The sequence below is a fragment of the Natrarchaeobius chitinivorans genome, assembly GCF_003841505.1.
GTDB lineage: Archaea > Halobacteriota > Halobacteria > Halobacteriales > Natrialbaceae > Natrarchaeobius > Natrarchaeobius chitinivorans.
In genome coordinates this window covers 150,875-170,161 of sequence record NZ_REGA01000008.1, presented here as the reverse complement: position 1 = coordinate 170,161, position 19,287 = coordinate 150,875, and the positions used below count along the sequence as shown (strand labels likewise).

Annotated in this window: 16 protein-coding genes and 1 pseudogene; 9 read left to right on the top strand and 8 right to left on the bottom strand. The window is 64.2% G+C overall.

Annotated features, from left to right (window positions below; genetic code table 11):
* Positions 1-229: pseudogene (locus EA473_RS11235) on the top strand (IS4 family transposase); the annotation flags it as partial.
* Positions 230-519: 290 nt separating this feature from the next.
* On the opposite strand, the gene EA473_RS11230 reads toward EA473_RS11235, so the two are convergent.
* Complete coding sequence (locus EA473_RS11230; protein WP_124195758.1) at positions 520-1,902, bottom strand: ATP-binding protein; 1,383 nt, start codon at positions 1,900-1,902, stop codon at positions 520-522.
* Between the two features lie 97 nt (positions 1,903-1,999).
* On the opposite strand from EA473_RS11230, the gene EA473_RS11225 reads away from it, so the two are divergent.
* Positions 2,000-2,221 (top strand): hypothetical protein, encoded by a 222-nt coding sequence (locus EA473_RS11225; RefSeq protein WP_124195757.1) that lies wholly within the window; start codon positions 2,000-2,002, stop codon positions 2,219-2,221.
* A gap of 299 nt (positions 2,222-2,520) precedes the next feature.
* A complete protein-coding gene (locus EA473_RS11220) occupies positions 2,521-3,579 on the top strand; it encodes an A24 family peptidase (protein WP_124195756.1) in 1,059 nt (352 codons plus the stop codon).
* 154 nt (positions 3,580-3,733) lie between these two features.
* On the opposite strand, the gene EA473_RS11215 is transcribed toward EA473_RS11220, so the two are convergent.
* Entirely contained in the window at positions 3,734-3,967 is a 234-nt protein-coding gene (locus EA473_RS11215; RefSeq protein ID WP_124195755.1) for a hypothetical protein, read from the bottom strand.
* Complete coding sequence (locus EA473_RS11210; protein WP_124195754.1) at positions 3,964-4,383, bottom strand: HIT family protein; 420 nt, start codon at positions 4,381-4,383, stop codon at positions 3,964-3,966. Before EA473_RS11210 ends, EA473_RS11215 begins: the two co-directional genes overlap by 4 nt.
* Positions 4,384-4,654: 271 nt before the next feature.
* Here EA473_RS11210 and EA473_RS11205 point away from each other — a divergent pair, with 271 nt between their 5' ends.
* Positions 4,655-5,914: an MgtC/SapB family protein gene (locus EA473_RS11205; RefSeq protein ID WP_243645234.1), complete on the top strand. Its 1,260-nt coding sequence runs from the start codon at positions 4,655-4,657 to the stop codon at positions 5,912-5,914.
* Positions 5,915-6,067: 153 nt separating this feature from the next.
* Here EA473_RS11205 and EA473_RS11200 read toward each other — a convergent pair whose 3' ends face one another.
* Together EA473_RS11200 and EA473_RS11195 are read right to left on the bottom strand one after the other, a co-directional pair.
* Positions 6,068-6,823, bottom strand: coding sequence for a metallophosphoesterase family protein (locus EA473_RS11200; RefSeq protein ID WP_165875264.1), 756 nt, complete (start codon positions 6,821-6,823; stop codon positions 6,068-6,070).
* 70 nt (positions 6,824-6,893) lie between these two features.
* Positions 6,894-7,583 carry a uracil-DNA glycosylase gene (locus EA473_RS11195; protein WP_124195752.1) on the bottom strand — a complete coding sequence of 230 codons (690 nt, stop codon included), beginning with the start codon at positions 7,581-7,583 and terminating at the stop codon, positions 6,894-6,896.
* 104 nt (positions 7,584-7,687) lie between these two features.
* On the opposite strand from EA473_RS11195, the gene EA473_RS11190 reads away from it, so the two are divergent.
* The 3 genes from EA473_RS11190 (at position 7,688) to EA473_RS11180 (ending at position 13,834) form a co-directional block, all read left to right on the top strand.
* Positions 7,688-7,930 (top strand): hypothetical protein, encoded by a 243-nt coding sequence (locus EA473_RS11190; RefSeq protein ID WP_124195751.1) that lies wholly within the window; start codon positions 7,688-7,690, stop codon positions 7,928-7,930.
* A gap of 151 nt (positions 7,931-8,081) precedes the next feature.
* A complete protein-coding gene (gene ileS, locus EA473_RS11185; RefSeq protein WP_124195750.1) occupies positions 8,082-11,381 on the top strand; it encodes an isoleucine--tRNA ligase in 3,300 nt (1,099 codons plus the stop codon).
* Between the two features lie 185 nt (positions 11,382-11,566).
* Positions 11,567-13,834, top strand: coding sequence for a hypothetical protein (locus EA473_RS11180; RefSeq protein WP_124195749.1), 2,268 nt, complete (start codon positions 11,567-11,569; stop codon positions 13,832-13,834).
* Between the two features lie 25 nt (positions 13,835-13,859).
* On the opposite strand, the gene EA473_RS11175 is transcribed toward EA473_RS11180, so the two are convergent.
* From EA473_RS11175 to EA473_RS11165, 3 genes are all read right to left on the bottom strand, one after another.
* Positions 13,860-14,387 (bottom strand): heme NO-binding domain-containing protein, encoded by a 528-nt coding sequence (locus EA473_RS11175; protein ID WP_124195748.1) that lies wholly within the window; start codon positions 14,385-14,387, stop codon positions 13,860-13,862.
* Between the two features lie 151 nt (positions 14,388-14,538).
* A complete protein-coding gene (locus tag EA473_RS11170; RefSeq protein ID WP_124195747.1) occupies positions 14,539-15,390 on the bottom strand; it encodes a ribose-phosphate diphosphokinase in 852 nt (283 codons plus the stop codon).
* 111 nt (positions 15,391-15,501) lie between these two features.
* On the bottom strand, positions 15,502-16,395 hold the full coding sequence (locus tag EA473_RS11165) for an HVO_0234 family beta-propeller protein (protein WP_124195746.1): 894 nt from the start codon (positions 16,393-16,395) through the stop codon (positions 15,502-15,504).
* 115 nt (positions 16,396-16,510) lie between these two features.
* On the opposite strand from EA473_RS11165, the gene glmM reads away from it, so the two are divergent.
* Both glmM and EA473_RS11155 read left to right on the top strand, forming a co-directional pair.
* Positions 16,511-17,875 (top strand): phosphoglucosamine mutase, encoded by a 1,365-nt coding sequence (gene glmM, locus EA473_RS11160; RefSeq protein WP_124195745.1) that lies wholly within the window; start codon positions 16,511-16,513, stop codon positions 17,873-17,875.
* Positions 17,876-18,029: 154 nt separating this feature from the next.
* Positions 18,030-19,247 (top strand): RNA-guided endonuclease InsQ/TnpB family protein, encoded by a 1,218-nt coding sequence (locus EA473_RS11155; RefSeq protein WP_124195744.1) that lies wholly within the window; start codon positions 18,030-18,032, stop codon positions 19,245-19,247.
* The last annotated feature ends 40 nt before the right edge of the window (positions 19,248-19,287 follow it).

Here is a 19,287-nt window from a genome sequence, read left to right as displayed (position 1 = left end):
TCTGGTCACCGAACAAGCGGACGATGAGATCGTGTTTCCGCCGGAACGCTGGGCGGCGACCTTCCGGTCGCACGCCCAGCTCATCCTCCACGAACTTGGCGAATATCTCGGCTACTCGCCGCCACCGCTGCTCGACCGACTGATCGACGACGCACAGAAGATTCACCAGCAACGGCCAGTGTTACAAGAGACGCTCGCTACCGCTACGCAACCGAGGTGTGAGTCTTAGCTAAAGACGAATACAACTGGAACTATTTACACACTGATCGCACAGCCTTCGTGCGATCAGGTGTGCATTGACTTCCAGTGGCTACTATAGTTTCGTACCTCCTCAACAGGAGTTCGTCCGTTTAGCGTCTGACTCGGCCTATCGTGATTATAATGGCATTTGAAACGTCTCAGCAAGCGGCGAGCGCTGGCTGGTCTGCCCTTCCAGAACGAGTGAAAGCGGTCAATCCGCATCGGACTCAAAGTGAGTTACCTGGCGATGCTTTGTAAGGTACCGAGGCTGGATACTGCTCACGAGTTGCTATCGGGAGTGACCAGATCGGATAACTCGAAGAGGAGGACGTCGTCACGCTCGTCGGCGGCGCGTTTGAGGTCGTCGGTGTACCCAGAGCGGCTGAACAAGACGTACAGCGTCTCTCCGTCTGCTGGCCCTTCTGACCATCGCACTTCCGATGCTGTTCGTTCGAGATCGGAGAGGACACCCTCACTCACAGGTCGGGAGGTGAACTTGCATTCACCAGCGACGAGTCCCTCAGTAGTGAGTCCGAGGATGTCCAGTTCGTGCTCCTTGAACCACCACTGCCCGATGTCACGGAACCGTCGGTCGATGAACTCCGGGAGTTTGCGCTGGCAGAGGCGTTCAAACAACGGGCTCACGTAATCCGCCAGTTCGGGCTCGACGAGGTCGTCGTACGCGTCGTCGCCGAGCATACGAAGTTGGTCCTGGTTTCCGTACACGAACCGGAACCAGAACCGAAACAGTGGAGCGGAGATGCGATACCGACCGCGTTTCGAAGACGTCGGTGATTCCGTTACAGGGATGTGACGCTCGACGAGGCGGAGCCGGCGGAGTTTCTGGAGGTACGTGCTTAGCGATCCGGACCCCACACCAGCCATGCCCGCGATCTCGTTCGGGGTGGCCCGCCCGTGGGCGAGCGCACGGAGGATGCTGAAGTACGTATTCGGCTGTCGGAGTTCGGTACGCAGCAGGAACTCGGGCTCGGAGTACAGAAGGCCGCGCTCAGATAGGATCGCCTGCTGGACGTTCGTCCCTAACGGCTGGTCGGGGTCGATGGTCTGGAGGTAGTACGGTGTGCCGCCGTAGATCGACCACGCGGAGATGGCAGTCTCGGGATCGTACTTCGGGAAGAACTGGCGTGCATCGGTCACGTCGAGTGGTTTGAGATCGATCGTTGCCGTCCGCCGACCGTACAGCGGTGCGCTTCCAGAAAGCACCTTGTCTTCCATAACACTGATCGACGAGCCCACGAGCACGAGCGTCATCCCCGTCTCCTGTAACGCCGTATCCCAGACGCGTTGAATTCGGGACGGTAACGACTCGTCCTCCTCGATGAGGAACGGGAACTCGTCGATGACGACGACAGCATCTTGCTCACCGAGTGCTTCGAGGATTGCCTCCCAGTCGCGGCGGACGTTCCGTAACGAAGGGTACTGTGCAGTAGCGGTTTCGACGAACTGTTCGAGCTGATTCGGTGCAGTTGATTCGACAGCCTGGTAGTAGATAGCGTCGTCCCGCTCGTCGATGGACTGACGCACGAGCTCGCTCTTACCGAGGCGACGGCGGCCGTAGATCACGATGAAATCCGCCGTTTCGGACTCGTAGCAGTCCGTGAGTTGACCGAGTTCGAGATCCCGATCAACGAATTGCTCCATACAGTCCGTAGCACCTCCGATCGAATAGAATTTTCGATTTCAGAAATTACGATTTCCAACGGTGCGATTTCTAATCATGGGAGAGAAGAACCCGTAGATGCCAGCGCCGGAGAACGACGCGCCTGACGTCGCCGAGGGATCACACTCGCTGCGCGGACCGACCGACAGCCCGTCACTCTTCGACTTTCGGGCGGAGTTCGAGCGACTGGAACCGATGGCGACAGGCGAGATAGACGACCCGGTGGATCCGACGACGTTGACGATGACCGTGGCCGATGGGATCGGTTCGGCCAGTTCCGCTCGGCTGGACATCGGGTAGACGACGGTCGACGACTACAACGTCCACCATACAGACTCCGACGGTCGAACCTTCGCTGGGACGTGCATCCGCACGACTTCCCTCGCCCGACTGACGGCCGTCACTTCCATCCGCCGCCGAACGCGTCGAGCGCCTCCAATGACGCGGAGGAGTCGTGCATTGAGGCGGTTTACTGTAAGTCATTGCCGGCGCACCCGCGACCCGGGCAGCGGGTGCGCCGGTAAACAGTTACAGTAATCCGTACGAGTCGGTCGAACGGCTCCGAAAGTATAACACCGTCACGCTCGAGAGAGCCGTACGTGACACTCTCCGGTACGGTCGCGACGATTCCCGACCTCCTCCGGCTCGTCGCCGTCCCCGTCTTCGCGTGGGTCGCCGTTCGCGACGTCAAAACCCGGCGAGTCTCGAGCGGCGTCTGGATCCCGCTCGCGGCCCTCGGCGGGATTCTGTTCGCCTGGGACGGCTGGCTCGCCTGGAGCGCCGGCGGGAACGCGTGGACCCACGAGTTCCTCCTCCCTGCGGCGGTCAGCCTGGGTCTGGTCGTCCCCATCGCGTACCTGTTCTGGTGGTTCGGCGGGTTCGGCGGTGCCGACGCGAAAGCGCTCATGGTGCTCGCGTTGCTGTTCCCGACGTTCCCGCAGTACGTGATCGGGTCATGGACGGTTCCCCTCACGGTGACGCCGACTGGCTCGCTTTCGTTTACGATACTGACGAACGCCGTCGTCGTCGGGGTCGTGATTCCGGTCGCCCTCGCGATCCGAAACGCCACAGCGGGGCGAATCGCCCCCGTCATGTTCGTCGGCTGGCCGGTCGAGTGGGATCGGATACCGACCACGCACGGAACGCTGCTCGAGACGCCGTCCGGCTTGAGCCGAAGCGGGCTCGACCTCGACGCCTTGCGTATGTATCTTCGGTGGCGAGGGCTCACGCTCGCCGACGTCCGCGAGCGACCGGACCGGTACCGCGATCCGGCGACGATTCCCGACGAGCCGAACCCGCCGACGGACGGCGCGGTCACCGCCGAACCGAGAGGCGACGGCGGAACGGCGGATCTCGAGGAAGACGGATCCGAAACGGATTCGCCCGGCGCGGAAACCGAACGTGCCGACGTGGAAACCGAGAGCGTCGACGCGGGCGTCCCGTCGTACGACGACCCGTGGGGTGTGGAGGCCTTCTTCGACGACATCGAGGGAACGGCGTACGGAACCTCGCCGACGGAACTCCGGGAGGGTCTCGAGGTTCTGACGGAGTCCGAAACGGTCTGGATTTCGCCGGGAACGCCGTTTCTCGTGCCCGTCTTCGTCGGGCTGGTCATCGCGCTGGTTTACGGCGACCTGCTGATCGGAACGCTGTTCTGACGGTTCGATGCGGACGTTCGGCGACGCGAGTTCGTCCGGACTACTGGACGTCATTTCCGGTGAGACCGTGGCCCCGCCTGCTCTCGTACGGTAGATCGGCACGGTAGACCTATCAGTCGAGAGATACGGTCGTCGACTCGAGGCCGCCGCCGGGTCAGATCGGGCCGACCGTTCGCTCGTACAGGGGGACCAGTGCGGTCCAGAACAGCACGAACGCCGCGCCGATTCCGACGACGGCGAGCCACGGCGTCGCGGTTCCCGTCGGCGGGCCGCTCGCGAGGAGGACGAGCACGCCGACGAACAACAGAACGCAGACGAGGACGCTCCCGACCTCGAGGGTCAACGCGACGGGGTGTTCGCGAAACTGTGCGAGGAGCCCGCCGGTCATGCCCGCGATTCGACGTCGTCTGCGATCGCGTCCAGTTCGTCGTCAGCGAGTTCCGGCGGGTCGCCGGCCACGCCGTGGATCGGTCCGCCGCCGTCGCCCTCGAAGCGCGGGATAATGTGGCAGTGGACGTGGGGAACTTCCTGTCCGGCCGCGTCGCCGTTGTTGAACGCGACCGTGCTCGCGTCGGCGTCGACCGCGTCCTCGACGGCGGGGACCAGCCGGTGGATCGTCGCGTAGAGATCTGACGCGACGTCCTCGGGGACGTCGTTCAGCCGTTCGTGTTCGTCTTTCGGGATGACTAACGTGTGTCCCGGCGCGAGCGGGTTCGCGTCCAGAAAGGCGATCGTCGTCTCGTCTTCGTACACGATTCGTGCGGGGATCTCCCCCTCGACGATCTGGCTGAAGATCGTACTCATAGACCTGTGTCTGTCGGCCCGCCGTAAGAAGGTTACTCGAGAGTATCCGGCGGCGATACCCGGATTGCTACCGAGCGAGGCCGACGATCGTAATTTTCGATCCAAGCGCAGAGAGTATATATTACTATATAGACAAACTATGACAACAATTCACATTCGTAACTGTTAAACCCGTCCGGCCGTTCTATCGGAGATATGCCGTACGTCATCGACCCGGCCGGGGAAACCACCACGATCCGTCTATGAGGAGCGCCAGCGGAGGTGATACGTCGTGATAGACGCGGGTATCGAGAGCGCGTTGTTGACCGAGATCGATACGACCGTCGCCAACCTCGTCATCGCGACCCTCCTCGGACTCTTTCTCGGACTCGAGCGCGAGTGGTCACAGAAGACCGCCGGGATTAGGACGTTCGCGCTGATCAGCCTGCTCGGTGCCGTCTTCGTCGTAGTCGACTACGACGGGTTGCTCATCATCGGCGGAATCCTGATCATCGCACACGCGGTATTGCTGGCGATCCGGAGTTTCATCCAGGAGGAACACGAGGGGCTCTCGCTGACGACCTCGGTATCGATGCTGGTCGCGTACAGTATCGGAGTGCTCGTCGCCGAAGGGCTGTACCTCGAGGGCGTGACCGTCGCGGTGATGTCCTCGCTGTTGCTCGTCTTGAAGCGGGAACTCCACGAGTTCGCGTGGGGACTTTCGAAAGAGGAAGTTCGCTCGGCGACCGAGTTCGTCGTTCTCGCGTTCGTCATCTATCCGTTGCTCCCGAACGAGACGATGGGTCCGTGGAACGCGATCCAGCCGCGAGTCATCTGGATTCTGGTGATCGCGATCAGCGCGATCGGGTTCGTCAACTACATCCTCGTCAAGCAATACGAGGGGCGTGGAATCGCTTTCACCGGCTTTTTCGGCGGTCTCGTCAATTCGACGGCCGTCATCGCCGAGATGGCAAAGCGCGCCACTCGAGACCCGTCGTTGACCGGCCTCGCGGTCGGGGCGATCCTGCTCGCCAACGCCGCGATGGCGATTCGAAACGCCGTCGTCGTCGCGGCGTTTATCCCCTCGGAGGTGTTGACCGTCGGCCTCCCGCTCGGGGCGATCGCGGTCACCGGCGTTCTCCTCTCGATGTACACGAGCGACTGGACGGCCGACCTCGAGACGGACCTCCAGTCGCCGTTCAGCCTTCGAAACGCCCTCACGTTCGGGGGTCTGTTCCTGATCGTCCTGCTCGTCTCGGCGGGAGCCCAGGAGATCATCGGCGCGAGTGGGTTCGTCATGGCGACGTTTCTGGCCGGCCTCGTCTCCTCGGGAACCGCCGCGACGACGGCCGTCACGCTCGTCAGCACGGGACAGATCACTCCCGAGACCGGAGTGCTCGGCGTCATCGCCGGAACGGCCGCCTCCATCAGCGTCAAGGTGTTTTTCGCCGCGACGATCGAGCGCTCGTTGATCAAACCGGTCGTGATCTACAACGCCATCCTCATCGCCGTCGGGATCGGCTTCGGCGTCGTGTCGATTTTCGTCCTGTGATACGGACTGTTGTTTTCGTCCCGTGATACGGGCTGTTGTTTTCGTCCCGTGATACGGGCTGGTGTGGCCCTAGTGGCGTCCCAAGCCTGCACTGATGAGCGAAATACTGCGGTGTGGTCCGATTTCGCTCAGCAGTCGACGCTTGGGAGGGTACTAGAATTCGTACGCCCTGACGAGTTCGTCGGCGACCTTGACCGAGACCGCGACGGTGTCGTCGATCACGACCTCCGCGTACGTGCCCGTGACAGGCTTCTCTCGAGTCTCCTTGCTGAAGGCGTTGAGCGTCACGTGTTCGATTCCGCGGTAGTTCGTGAGGGCGTTCTCGTGGGTGTGGCCGTTGATCGTCCCCCTGACCAGTTCCGGATCCAGCGCGTCCGTCACCTCCTTTTTGTTACCACAGAACGCCCGTTCGGGATACGTCGCCCACCAGTAGGAGTTCGAGACGTCGTAGTAGTGGATCGGGTGGTGGACGAAGATCGTAACCGGCTCGCCGGCCGCGATCTCCTCGCGGAGGAACGCGAGTTGCTCGTCGGTGAGTTCCCCTCGCGAGCCCTCGACCCACGGCGCGGACGTATCCAGAAAGACGAGTTTTTCGTCGCCGATTCGCCGCGTTCCCCAGAGATCGTTGCCGAACAGCGCCTCGAGGCGCTCGCGTGAGAGCGTGACCGGATCGTGGTTTCCGGCGAGGTACCTGACGGGACAGTCGAACTCGAGCGTCTCGTCGACGAGTTCGACGTGTTCGGCGTCCGTCCGCTCGTCTTCTTCCTCGATGACGTCGCCGAGGACGACGATCAGGTCGGGGTCGAACTCGCGGAGGTGGGTCGCGGTCGACTCGAGGCGGCGACGGATCTCGGATCGATGGCCGCTTCGCATGTGGATGTCGGAAATAACGCCGATTCGAGCGCCCATGGTACTAGAGGGGTTATCGTAGAAGTCCATAGATTTCTCGGCGTCGGTGTCGTTCGAACCGCGATCGGCGTTACCGCTCGAGCGACGGTTCACAGAGTCGGTCGAGCGTCTCGCCGATCGCCTCCAGGTACTCCGCCGGTTCGTAGCCGAGGCGGCCGATCCAGACGTCCTGGTAGGACGGGTGAACGACGGGGACGAGGTGGACCCCGAGTTCAGTACATCGGATCGGCTCGAGGACGGTCTCGAGAAAACCCTCGAGGTCGCGACCCTCGGCGGCGAGGACCGTCGCCGTCGCGTGTTTGCCGGTCGCGATGACGACCTCGGGATCGACGGTTTCGAGTTCCGAACGCAGGTGGGGCCGGCAGTTCGCCCGCTCCTCGGGGGTCGGTTCCCGGTTGCTCGAGGGATCGTCCGGATCGGCGGGGAAACACTTCACTGCGTTCGTGTAGTAGGCGTCGTCGTAACCGATTCGCTCGAGCATCCGGCGGATCCGCCGACCCGAGTGGCGGGAGGTGTAGGCTTTTCCGGTCCAGTTTCCGCCGCGCCAGCGGTCGGCCTCCGGGTTGCCGTACCCGGGAGCCTCGCCGATCACGAAGACGCTCGCCTCGAGCGATCCGGTTCCCCACGAGATACACTCGCGGTGTCTCGCGAGTGCGGGACAGCGCGCACAGCCGGCCTCGAGGACGTGACGCGAGTCCGGAAACGCCGGTTCTACCGTCGACTCGGCGCTCGAGTCCGGATCGGGACTGGTGGGGGACACACCCGGCACTTGGTCTCGACGCGTTTATACCTGGACCGGTCGAGTTCGGTCGGACCGACGACCGGAGGGACAGATTTACCTCGATTGAGTTGCTCTGATCGGTAATGGCACCGGCCGCACCCGAACTACTCGCAGAACTGCTTCCCTTACTCGCGTACACGCTCCTCGCAGGAATCCTGACCGCGGGCGGCCTCGCCGCCGAGTACGCGAGCGTCCAGCACCTCGGAAGCGGAGACCTCATGAGCGCGTTCTGGCTCGCTGCCATCGGCGCAGTCATGATTTACGCTGGCGTCTACGGACTCGCGTACAAGAAGGTCTTCGCCCAGGTGCTCGTCTCGAGTCGCTGATCGGTCCGCACCCACGGATCTGCCCACGAGCAGGGCGGGCCACCACCGTGGTTCGATCTGACGGGCGACACCGCCGTGGTTCGATCTGGCGGGAGAAACTCCCTCGCAGAGGACCGATTCCCCTTTACTCTCGGAGCGAATCACCTCACGTATGGACAGGTTCGCCGAGGTCGACGACCAGTACGATCCGCACGAACTCGAGGGGCGGATCTTCGACTACTGGGACGACGTCGACGCCTACGAGCAGACGGTCGAACACCGATCGGACGGTGAAACCTACTTCTTCGTCGACGGGCCGCCGTACACTTCCGGCTCCGCGCACATGGGGACGACCTGGAACAAGTCGCTGAAAGACGTGTACATCCGATTCCTGCGGATGCAGGGGTACGACGTCACCGACCGACCGGGGTACGACATGCACGGCCTCCCCATCGAGACCCGCGTCGAAGAGCGACTGGGCTTCGAGAACAAAAAGGACATCGAGGAGTTCGGCGAGGAGAACTTCATCCAGGAGTGTAAAGACTACGCGAACGAACAGCTCGAGGGGCTCCAGTCCGACTTTCAGGATTTCGGCGTCTGGATGGACTGGGACGATCCCTACCGGACGGTCAGCCCCGAGTACATGGAGGCCGCCTGGTGGGGCTTTTCGAAGGCTGCCGACCGCGATCTGGTCGAGAAGGGCCACCGATCGATCTCGCAGTGTCCCCGCTGTGAGACGGCGATCGCGAACAACGAGGTCGAGTACGAGGACGTCGAGGACCCCTCGATCTACGTCGCGTTCGATCTCGAGGATCGTGAAGGGAAGGTCGTCATCTGGACGACGACGCCGTGGACCATCCCGGCGAACACCTTCGTCGCCGTCGACGAAGAAGGCGAGTACGTCGGCGTCCGCGCCGAGAAAGACGGAACGGACGAACTGCTGTACGTCGCCGAGCCCAAACACGAGGCGGTCCTGAAAGCGGGTCGCTACGACGACTACGAGGTCGTCGAGGAACTCACCGGCGAGGACCTGATCGGCTGGTCGTACGAGCACCCGCTTTCCGAGGAGGTTCCCGACCACCCCGACCACGAGGGAGCCTGCGAGGTCTACGCGGCCGACTACGTCGACACCCACGGCGACGGGACCGGGCTCGTCCACTCCGCGCCGGGCCACGGTGAGGAGGACTTCGAGCGCGGGCGCGAACTCGGCTTCCCGATCTTCTGTCCCGTCGGCGGCGACGGCGTCTACACCGACGACGCCGGTGCCTACGAGGGCCAGTACGTCAAAGAAGCCAACGAGGAGATCATCTCGGACCTCGAGGAGAACGGATCGATGCTGGCCGCCGAGACGACTACCCACAGCTACGGTCACTGCTGGCGGTGTGATACGGGCATCGTCCAGATCGTCACCGACCAGTGGTTCATCACGATCACGGACGTCAAAGACGAGTTGCTCGAGAACATCGGGGAGAGCCAGTGGTACCCCGACTGGGCCCGTGACAACCGGTTCCGGGACTTCGTCGAGGACGCGCCGGACTGGAACGTCTCCCGGCAGCGCTACTGGGGCATCCCGCTTCCCGTCTGGACGCCCGAGGAGCGCGCGGAGCCCCGAGACGACGGCGACGAGTCGCGAGCGCGAGACGACGAGGAAATGATCGTCATCAGCACGCGCGAGGAACTCGCCGAGCGCGTCGACCAGGACGTCGACCCCGAGACGGTCGACCTCCACAAGGACACGGTCGACGACCTCACGATCACCGAAGACGGGACGACGTACACCCGCGTTCCGGACGTCTTCGACGTCTGGCTCGACTCGTCGGTCGCGACGTGGGGAACGCTCGACTTCCCCGAAGACGACAGTCGCTTCGAGGAGCTGTGGCCCGCCGATCTCATCCTCGAGGCTCACGACCAGACGCGGGGCTGGTTCTGGTCGCAACTCGGCATGGGAACTGCGGCGCTCGGGCAGAGCCCCTACGAGCAGGTGTTGATGCACGGCCACGCGCTGATGCCAGACGGGCGCGCGATGAGCAAATCCAAGGACATCCTCGTCGACCCACACGAGGCCATCGACCGCCACGGCCGCGACGTCATGCGCACGTTCTTGCTGTCGAACAACCCGCAAGGCGACGACATGCGATTCTCGTGGGACGGCATGCAGACGATGGAAAACCACCTGCGGACGCTGTGGAACGTCTTCCGGTTCCCGCTCCCGTACATGCGACTGGACGGGTTCGATCCGACCGAAACCACGCTCGAGTCAGTGGAGTCGGATCTCGAGGCCCTCGACGAGTGGATCCTCGCTCGGCTCCAGTCGACGAAAGCCGAGATGACCGAGCACTTAGAGGAGTTCCGACAGGACCGCGCCCTCGAGGCGCTACTCGAGTTCGTCGTCGAAGACGTCTCGCGGTTTTACGTGCAGGCGGTCCGCGAGCGCATGTGGGAAGAAGAGGACAGCGCCTCGAAACGGGCGGCCTACGCCACCATCTACCGGGTGTTGCGCGAGACCGTCGTCCTGCTCGCGCCGTACGCCCCGTTCGTCAGCGAGGAGATCTACGGAACGCTCACCGGCGACGACGGCCACGACACGGTTCACATGGAAGACTGGCCGACCGTCGACGACCGGTTCGTCGACGACCGCCTCGAGACCGACGTCGCGTTCCTGCGGGCGATCGAGGAAGCGGGTGCGAACGCCCGCCAGCAGGCCGGCCGAAAGCTCCGCTGGCCCGTCCCGCGGGTCGTGATCGCGGCGGACGACGACCGCGTCATCGACGCCGTCTCGCGTCACACCGGCCTGCTCGAGGATCGGCTCAACGCCCGCGAGATCGAGGTCGTCTCCGCCGAAGACCGCTGGGAGGAACTCGCCTACAGCGCCGAAGCCGACATGAGCGAACTCGGACCGGCGTTCGGCGGTCGCGCGGGCGAGGTGATGAACGCGCTCAACGAGGCTCGCATCGACGAACCGGACCTCGCGGCACTCGAGGACGCCGTCGCGGACGTCCTCGAGGACGGCGAGAGTGCGGAGCAACGCTCCGCGGAAGATTCGGGCGGCGATGAGCCGCGAGCACAACTCGAGGAGTCGATGGTCTCGTTCGTCACCGAGACGCCGGAGGAGATCGCCGGAACCGCGTTCGGCTTCGACGGCGACGACCACGGCGTCGTCTACGTCGACGCGTCGCTAACCGAAGACATCGAGAGCGAAGGGTACGCTCGCGAAGTCATCCGCCGGGTCCAGGAGATGCGAAAGGACCTCGAACTCGACGTCGAGGAACGGATCGTCCTCGACCTCGAGATCGACGACGACCGGGTCGCGGATCTCGTCGCACAGCGCGACGGCCTCGTTCGCGAAGAGGTTCGCGCCGACGAGATTCGAGACGTGGCGGACGACGACGGCCATCGCAAGGAGTGGGACGTCGAAGGCGTCGAGATGACGATCGCGATCGAGCCGCTCGCGACGCCAGAAGCGTCGGACTGATACGGATTGCTGTACCGACGTCCCGGCGTACCCACCGCCCGGGTCGCGGGTGGGCCGGAACTGACGGACAGGAAACCGTCCGATCTCGGGGGACCGTTCGCCGCTTCGCGTTGGGCGTGTTTCAGCCCCGCCGACCGTACGATTTTCACAACAGTCATGCCCGTTGACTCCCCAGAAGCGGGGTGATGAGTAACCGGTTCGTCGTCCTCGCGTTCGTCGTCCTGCTGGTGGGTTCGCTCCCGGCGGGCGTTGCGGGTGCGACGACCGGAATCGCGGGTTCGACGTCCGGTTCCGTCGGATCCGGCGACCCCGGCGACGCCCCAGCGGGCGGCGACCTCGAGGCTGCACCCGGCGAGACGGCGGCGGTCTCGAACGCGGCCCATCCGGCAGTGGCCTCGAGGGCCGACAACGACGGCGCGAACGACGTCCTTCACCGGACGACGACGCTTCGACATCTCCCCGATCGGCCCGGGACGTTCGAGACTGAAAAGCGATTTCGGGTTCCCGACCCGGTCGTCGATCTCGAGATTCACGTCGGGCAACGATCCGAGATCGAATCGACGGACGGCTTCGAGAAGACCGGCGACGGCTGGCTCCGGTGGACCGGGGAAACCGACGAACCGGTGGTTCGCTTTACGAGGCCGGCAAATCGGACCGGCGACGTGGGTCACCACTCACACTCGACTGCCGAAATCGGGCCGCAGGCGGACGGATCAGTCAGATTCGAGCCGCAGGCGGACGGGTCGATCGGGCTCGCGTCGGACGGAGTAGAGCCCGCTGTCGCGTCGGACGCGGAGGCCTTTACGGGAGCGACGAACGATGGATACACTTTCGTCGATACCGGGGAGTGGGGGATCGTACAGGTTCCCGGCATCGACATATCACTGCGCCAGACCGAGTCGGTCGGTCACGACGAGACAGTGCAAATCGACGGTCCCGGCGCGACCGGCGGCCACATCGCGTTCTTCGGGGAGGTGACCGAACACCAGCGGACCGTCGGCGGGGAGACCATCAGGCTCGTCGTCCCCGACGCCGCGGATCTCGAGGAAAGACCGGCGGACGTTCTCGACACGCTCGCGTACGCGAGCGAGCGCCTCGACGTCGGAGCCCGGAGCGACGAGGTGTTCGTCGTCGCCGCCCCAGCCGACGTCGACTTGGGTCCTCAGGGCGTCCAGTACGGTGACGCCGACGCCTGGGTCGTCGCCGATGCGCCCCTCGAGGACCCGACCAACGTCTGGGTTCACGAGTACGTCCACGTGCGGCAGGGATTCACCGGGGGTGGGGGCGAAGCGGACGCCGGGTCCGGGACCGAGTGGCTGACCGAAGCGCAGGCGGAGTACTACGCGGCACTGCTCTCGTTCGAACTGGGACTCATCGAGTTCGAGGAGTTCAGCCGCCACCTCGGAGCCGGCGAGCGATCGCCGTACGCCGACGGGGTGCTCGTCGATCCGACCACCTGGCAGGACGGCCGGACCGACTACGTCAAAGGCCGACTCGTCTACGGAGAGATCGATCGGACCCTGCGACAGGCGACCGACGGCGACCGCACGCTCGTCGACGTCTTTCGGCTGCTGAACGCCCGCGACGGGGTGACCGAACCCGAGTTCCTCGAGTTGCTCGAGGCCGCGGGCGGGCCGGAGGTCCGTTCGGTCGCCGAACGCTACACGCGGACCGACGAGACGCCGGCGATGTGGAGCCAGGCCGATCACGGGTCGGCGTTCGGCCTCCAGGGAGCCACGATCGAGTACGGGCTCGACGCCGAATCGATCGAGGTCGCCGACGAGCCGTGGGTCCGTGATCGCGCGAGCGAAGAGTCGATCACGGTTCCCGTCGACCAGCGCGTGAGCGTCCCCGTTACGGCCGAAAACGTCGGCGACAGGGACGGGACGGCCGACCCGACGCTCGAGGTCGACGGCAGAATCGTCGATCACAGCCAGACGACGCTTTCGCCGGGAGAACGAACGACCGATCGACTCGTCTGGACCCCGACGGAACCCGGTGCGTACGAACTCGCGGTCGGCTCCGAGCGGATACCCGTTCACGTCCGCCCCCACTCGAGCGTCGTCGTCGCCGATCTCTCGGTCGAGCCCGAAACGGTCGAACCCGGCGAACCGGCGACCGTGAGGGCGACGCTCGAGAGCCGCGACGATCGAGCGGGGGCTGCCTTACTCGAGGTGCGGACGGTCGACGGCGTCGTCGACGAACACCTCGTCCGGGTGGAGCCGGGCGAAACCGAGACGATCGAGACGGAACTCTCGTTCGACGACGACGGAGGGTACGAGGTCGCGATCGGCGACGCGTCCACGACGGTTTCGGTGTCGACGGACTCGGCGATCGGTATCGAAGACGAACCGCTACCAGGGTTCGGCGTCGGTGGAGCGCTCGCCGCGTTACTGGCGGTCCTGATAGCGACGGCGGTGACACCCCCGTTTTCACGCTCTCGCCGGGAGTGACTCGCAGGAATGGCGTCGATCCGTCTCACTCGAGGGCGACGCGGAAGGTCCAGACGCCCTCGTCGTCTCGCCGATCGACGGCGACCGTCGCGTCCGCATCGAACTCGTCGACGACGCCCTCGAGAATTCCGTGGGCGACGTCGTGGTAGTTTCGCGGGGAGCGGTACGTGACGAGTGCGTCGTCGCCGTCCCGTCGACACGAGAGGTGGGGAACGGACGTCTCCCCCGCCGACGCGTCGACAGCCGTCGTGATCGACTCGAGATTGTCGAGGAACTCGCGGAGTCCCCACTCGGCTCGGATGTGGGCATCGAACGTCGACAGCAATGCGGGAGCGAGCGTCCGTCCAACGGAGCGTTCGATCTCCGGCCGGTCCTGGACGGCGAGTTCCGACAGCGTCTCGAGGATCGCCTCGAACTCGCGGTCGTCGTAGTGTGAGACCGGTAAGTAAAGCGATGGTTCGAGACCGGACCGTTCGACGATCGCGGTCCATGAGGTCTCGTCCGTGCGTTCGACGACGTACTCTTTGAGTGTCTTGTGAACGATTCCGTGCATCGGTTCTCGAGAGTGGTTGTCGACCGGCGTCTGGCTGCCGTTCCGGTCGGTGTCACGTAGACCAGCGGATCGAAATTACTTAACACCTGACATTATTTCGGGGACGGGTGAGCGAGCAGAAACGAACGCGAAACGAGGACGGCGACGACGGCTACAGTCTCGAGGCGAGATAGGGTGCGACCGAGACGGCGCTGGTCTCCCGCTCGATCGTGTCGGTGCCGTAGATCGCCTCGACGCCGGCCCGCGAGAGCTTCGTGTACGCGTTCCGGACCAGAAGCGGGTGGACGCAGGTGAGAAAGACGCGGTCGACGCCGCGGTCCTGGAGGACGGCGACGGCTTCGCTCATCGTCGATCCCGTCGCGATGATGTCGTCAGCGACCACGACGTCTCGAGCGGCGACGTCCACGTCACTCGGCGAAATTTCGACGTCGGTGCCCGAGTGGCGCGTCTTCTCGAAGTAGTCCGTCTCGCCGCCGCCGTAGGCGTCTCGAACCGTCTCGGCGAGATCGATGGCACCCGCATCCGGGGAGAGGAAAACGGGATCGACGAGGTCGTCGGGAAGCGGATCGGCCAGCCGACCCGCCGCGTCGACGGCCGTCGCAGTCGGCTCGAAAAACTCACACACGGACTCCTCGTGGGGGTTCACCGTGAGGACGCGATCGGTTCCGGTCGAAATCGCGCGCGCGACCGCTCGCGCCGAGACGGGCTGGCCGGACTCGAACGATTTGTCCTGACGGCCGTACCCCATGTACGGCAGGACCGTCACGACCTCGTCGACGCCGGCCTCACGCAGGGCGTCCTGTAACAAGAGCACCTCGAGGTGGGCGTCGCTCGAGACGGTCGACGCGACGACGACCGCTCGCTCCCGTGTGCCGATACCGGGAACGGAAGCGAGCAGTTCGCCGTCGGGAAAACGGTCGTACTCGACGGGCGCGAGCGGTTCCTCGAGTTCCCGCGCGAGCGCCGCGGCGAGCGCCTGTGACGTGGATCCACTGACGATCATACTCGACCCCACAGCCCGCGGGGTAAACGGGTTTTCGTTCTCGGTGCCCGCATTCTTCTCCCGCTCGAGTCGTTCCCCGAAGACCGCTCGAGTCGACCGAGTCCAGGCCGGTCACGTCGTCGATCGTGTCGACACGACCGCGAGTCCGGTGACGCCGTCGACTCCGAGCGAGCGAGTTCGCCACCCGTTGGCTTCGGTTTCGTCGGTACCGTCGTCGGTCGCCACGAGAAATCGGCCGTCCTCGGTGACGGCGTACACCGTTTCGCCGTAGCCGACGTCGACGATCCGCCCACCGGGATGGGGGATCTCGCTCCAGACACCGCCGTCCAACGCGTAGAGCGTCTCGCCGGAGACGGCGTGAGCGCGCGCGAGTCGTCCGGGCGTCGAGCGGGGGTCCGCCGCGACCATCTCGAAGGCTCCGTCGAGGTCGACCATCCAGCCGTTACCGAGCCTGTACACGCCGTCACTGGTGGCCGCGAGGGGGACTCCCGGGGCGGAGACGTCACGGCAGTCGGCCAGCCCCGCGTGCTCGAGGTCGCCGTCGTGGAAGCGATACACACCGCCGTCGGTCGCGACGAGGTCGGCGTCGATGGCCCGAACCGACGCGATCGAATCGGCCTCGAGTCGGTCCCACCCGTCGCGTTCGGCCGTCGTTCGCGCAATCGTCCCGTCGGCGTCGGCAGCGAGGAGGTCCGTTCCGTCGTAGCCGACCGCGACCGACGGACCGAACCCGGTATCGACGAACCGGTCGGCGGCCGTTTCCCGCCCCTCGTCGTCCCCGGTTCCGGTCTCGAGGTCGAGCACTCGAACGTCCTCGTCGGTCGCGATGGCGACTCTCTGCCCGTTCGTCGCGACGTCGCGTGCGTCACAGCGCGCACAGAGACCGAACTCGCCGACGGTTTCGCCGGCGATGCGGACGCGGACGACGCCCAGCGCGCTCGCGACGTACGCCTCGAGTGCGCCCGATCGGTCCCCGAAGACGCGTTTCTCCTCGATCGAATCCATACGGAGTGTCTGGGAGGCGACGCCGAAAGGGTTACCGTCTCTCCCAGCGCGTGGCGCTCACTCCCGACCGAATCCTTCGGAATCCCTTTGAGGGTTCCGGTCGGACTAGGACTCGATGGAAGTCTTCGGATCCAGCGGGACGCGGGGCGTCGCCAACGAGGAGTTGACGCCCGCGTTCGTCATGCGCGTCGCGAAAGCGGCGGGGACGGCCTGGGGGGTCGAGCGTGTCGCGATCGCACGCGATACGCGTTACACCGGTCGGATGCTGGCGGATGCGGCCGCCAGCGGACTCGCGAGCACCGGAACCGACGTCGACCGTCTCGGGATCCTCCCGACGCCCGGAGCACAGTTTTACGCCGAGCGAGAGGCCATTCCCGTCATCGTCATCACCGCCTCGCACAACCCGCCACAGTACAACGGCGTCAAACTCGTCGGGTCCGACGGTATCGAACTCGCCGTTTCGGACCTCGAGGAGGTCGAAGAGACGCTGGTCACGGAAGGGTTTACCGTCGCACCGTGGGACGAAACGGGTCGGTCCCGCGACGTCGACGGCGTCGTCCGGGAGTACGTCGACGAACTGCTCGAGGCAGCCAGTGTCGAGACGATCGCCGACGCGGAGTTGACGGTCGCACTCGATCCCGGCCACGGTGCCGGCGCGCTGACCAGCCCACAGTTCTTGCGCGACCTCGGTTGTCGGGTCGTCACCGTCAACAGCCAGCCAGACGGTCACTTCCCCGGTCGCGATCCCGAACCGGTCGTCGACAATCTGACGGACCTCGGCCGACTCGTCAGGGCGACGGACGCGGACGTCGGCATCGCCCACGACGGCGACGCCGATCGGGCCATCTTCTTCGACGAGAACGGCGAGTACGTCGAAGGGGACGCGACGCTCGCGGCGCTCGCCGCCGCGGAACTCGAGACCGGCGATACGGCCGTCTCAGCGGTCAACGTCTCCCAGCGACTCGTCGACGTCGTGACGGACGTCGGCGCGGAACTCGAGCTCACGCCGATCGGCTCGACGAACATCATCACGCGGATCGAGGAACTGACCGAAAACGGGCGACGCGTTCCGATCGCCGGCGAGGGCAACGGCGGGATCTTCTTCCCCGGATACAGGCTTGCGCGCGACGGCGCGTTCACGGCGGCACAGTTTCTCGAACTCGTCGCCGAGCGGCCGGTCAGCGAGATCGTCTCTCCCTACGACGGCTACGCCAACGTCCGACACAACGTCGCCTACGAATCGACGGCAGAACGCGACGCCATGCTCGATGCGGCTGCCAACCACGCCAAATCGGCGGACGCCGAACTCAACACCCGCGATGGCTACCGACTCGATTACGGCGACGCGTGGGTGCTCGCACGACCCTCGGGAACCGAACCGCTCGTGCGAGTCTACGCCGAGGCTCGAGACGGCGAGCGGGCGGCCGAACTCGCCGAGGGGATGTACGAGACGCTCGTGAACGCGAAGGCCGAAGCCTGATACGGACTGGTGTAGCCCTTCTGTCGCCGTTCTCCGATACCCCTTCAAATAGGTATCAAGGTGGATTCCCAGGCCCACCGTGCCCGGGGTTGAAGCCGACACTCGCTGCCACTGACCACAACCTATTAACTACCCCTATCATCTATTGAAGCCTGTGGCAGACGGCTACCTGAGACGCACCGTAATCACCCGTCCTATTCTCACCACCGAGCAACAGGACTTGCTCGAGGCCACCATCACTGAGTGGAAAACTGCCTGTAACATCAGTAGCCGCATCGGATGGGACGTTGGTGAGACGCGGAAAACCTACCTCCAAGACCTTGCCTACGACGAGGTGTTAGGGGAAACACGTCTCGGGAGTCAACACGCAATTCTCGCCACCCATCAGGCCGCAGCCGCGCTTGATGGTGTCGAAGCAATCGAAGACCTTGATGAACACTACAAAACGTCTCGACCGGAGTTCACCAGTAACACGGTGAAATACGACACTCGGACAATGACGCTGTTCGATGACGGGTCCGCTTCGCTCTCCACGGTCGATGGTCGGATTCGGTGTGATCTGAACCTCCCTGACGAAGAAGACGGGTACCAACACGAATACCTTAACGACGATGAGTGGGAAATAACGGAGTCTACGCTGTCGAAGCGTGATGACGAATACTACATCCACCTTGGTTTTCGCAAAGACAAGCCCGAGAAACAGGTCGATAAACAGGATGACGACGAGGACAGGACAGTTCTCGGCGTTGACCTCGGCATCGTCAACATCGCCACCACCAGCACAGCATACTTCGCATCGGGGAGAGAACTCAGGCACCGCCACCGGGTGTTCGAGCGGATCCGTGGAAACCTTCAGCAGACTGGGACACAATCTGCCCATCGGACGATCCAGCAGATGAGCGGGAGAGAATCACGGTATCTCCGTGACCAACTTCATCAAGTCGCTAATCAGATTCTCGAAGAAGCACGCACACACGACTGCGAATACATCGCGTTCGAGAACCTGAAGCACATCCGAGAGCGTGCGCCACCTGTCAAGGAGTTCCACCAGTGGGCACACCGGCAACTCGTTGACCTCGTGGAGTACAAGGCTGAAGCCGACGGGATTAGCGTCGAGTTTGTCGACCCGAAGAATACGAGTCGGCGGTGTCCCGAGTGTGGACATACGAGCGAGGGGAACCGAGTGCGACAGTCGGCGTTTGAGTGTGAGTCGTGTGGTGCGACTCAGAATGCAGATTACGTCGGTGCGAAGAATGTTGGGTGGCGGTATGTCCGTCGGGGCCTACAGTCGTCTCGGCGGACGGGCGACAGTCAACTCGCCCTGAAGTCAGGAACGGTGACACCGAACCGGGGATTTGTCCCGTCCGATTAACCGTCGGCAGAGGCCGAGTTCACTGACAAGCCCCGCGCCA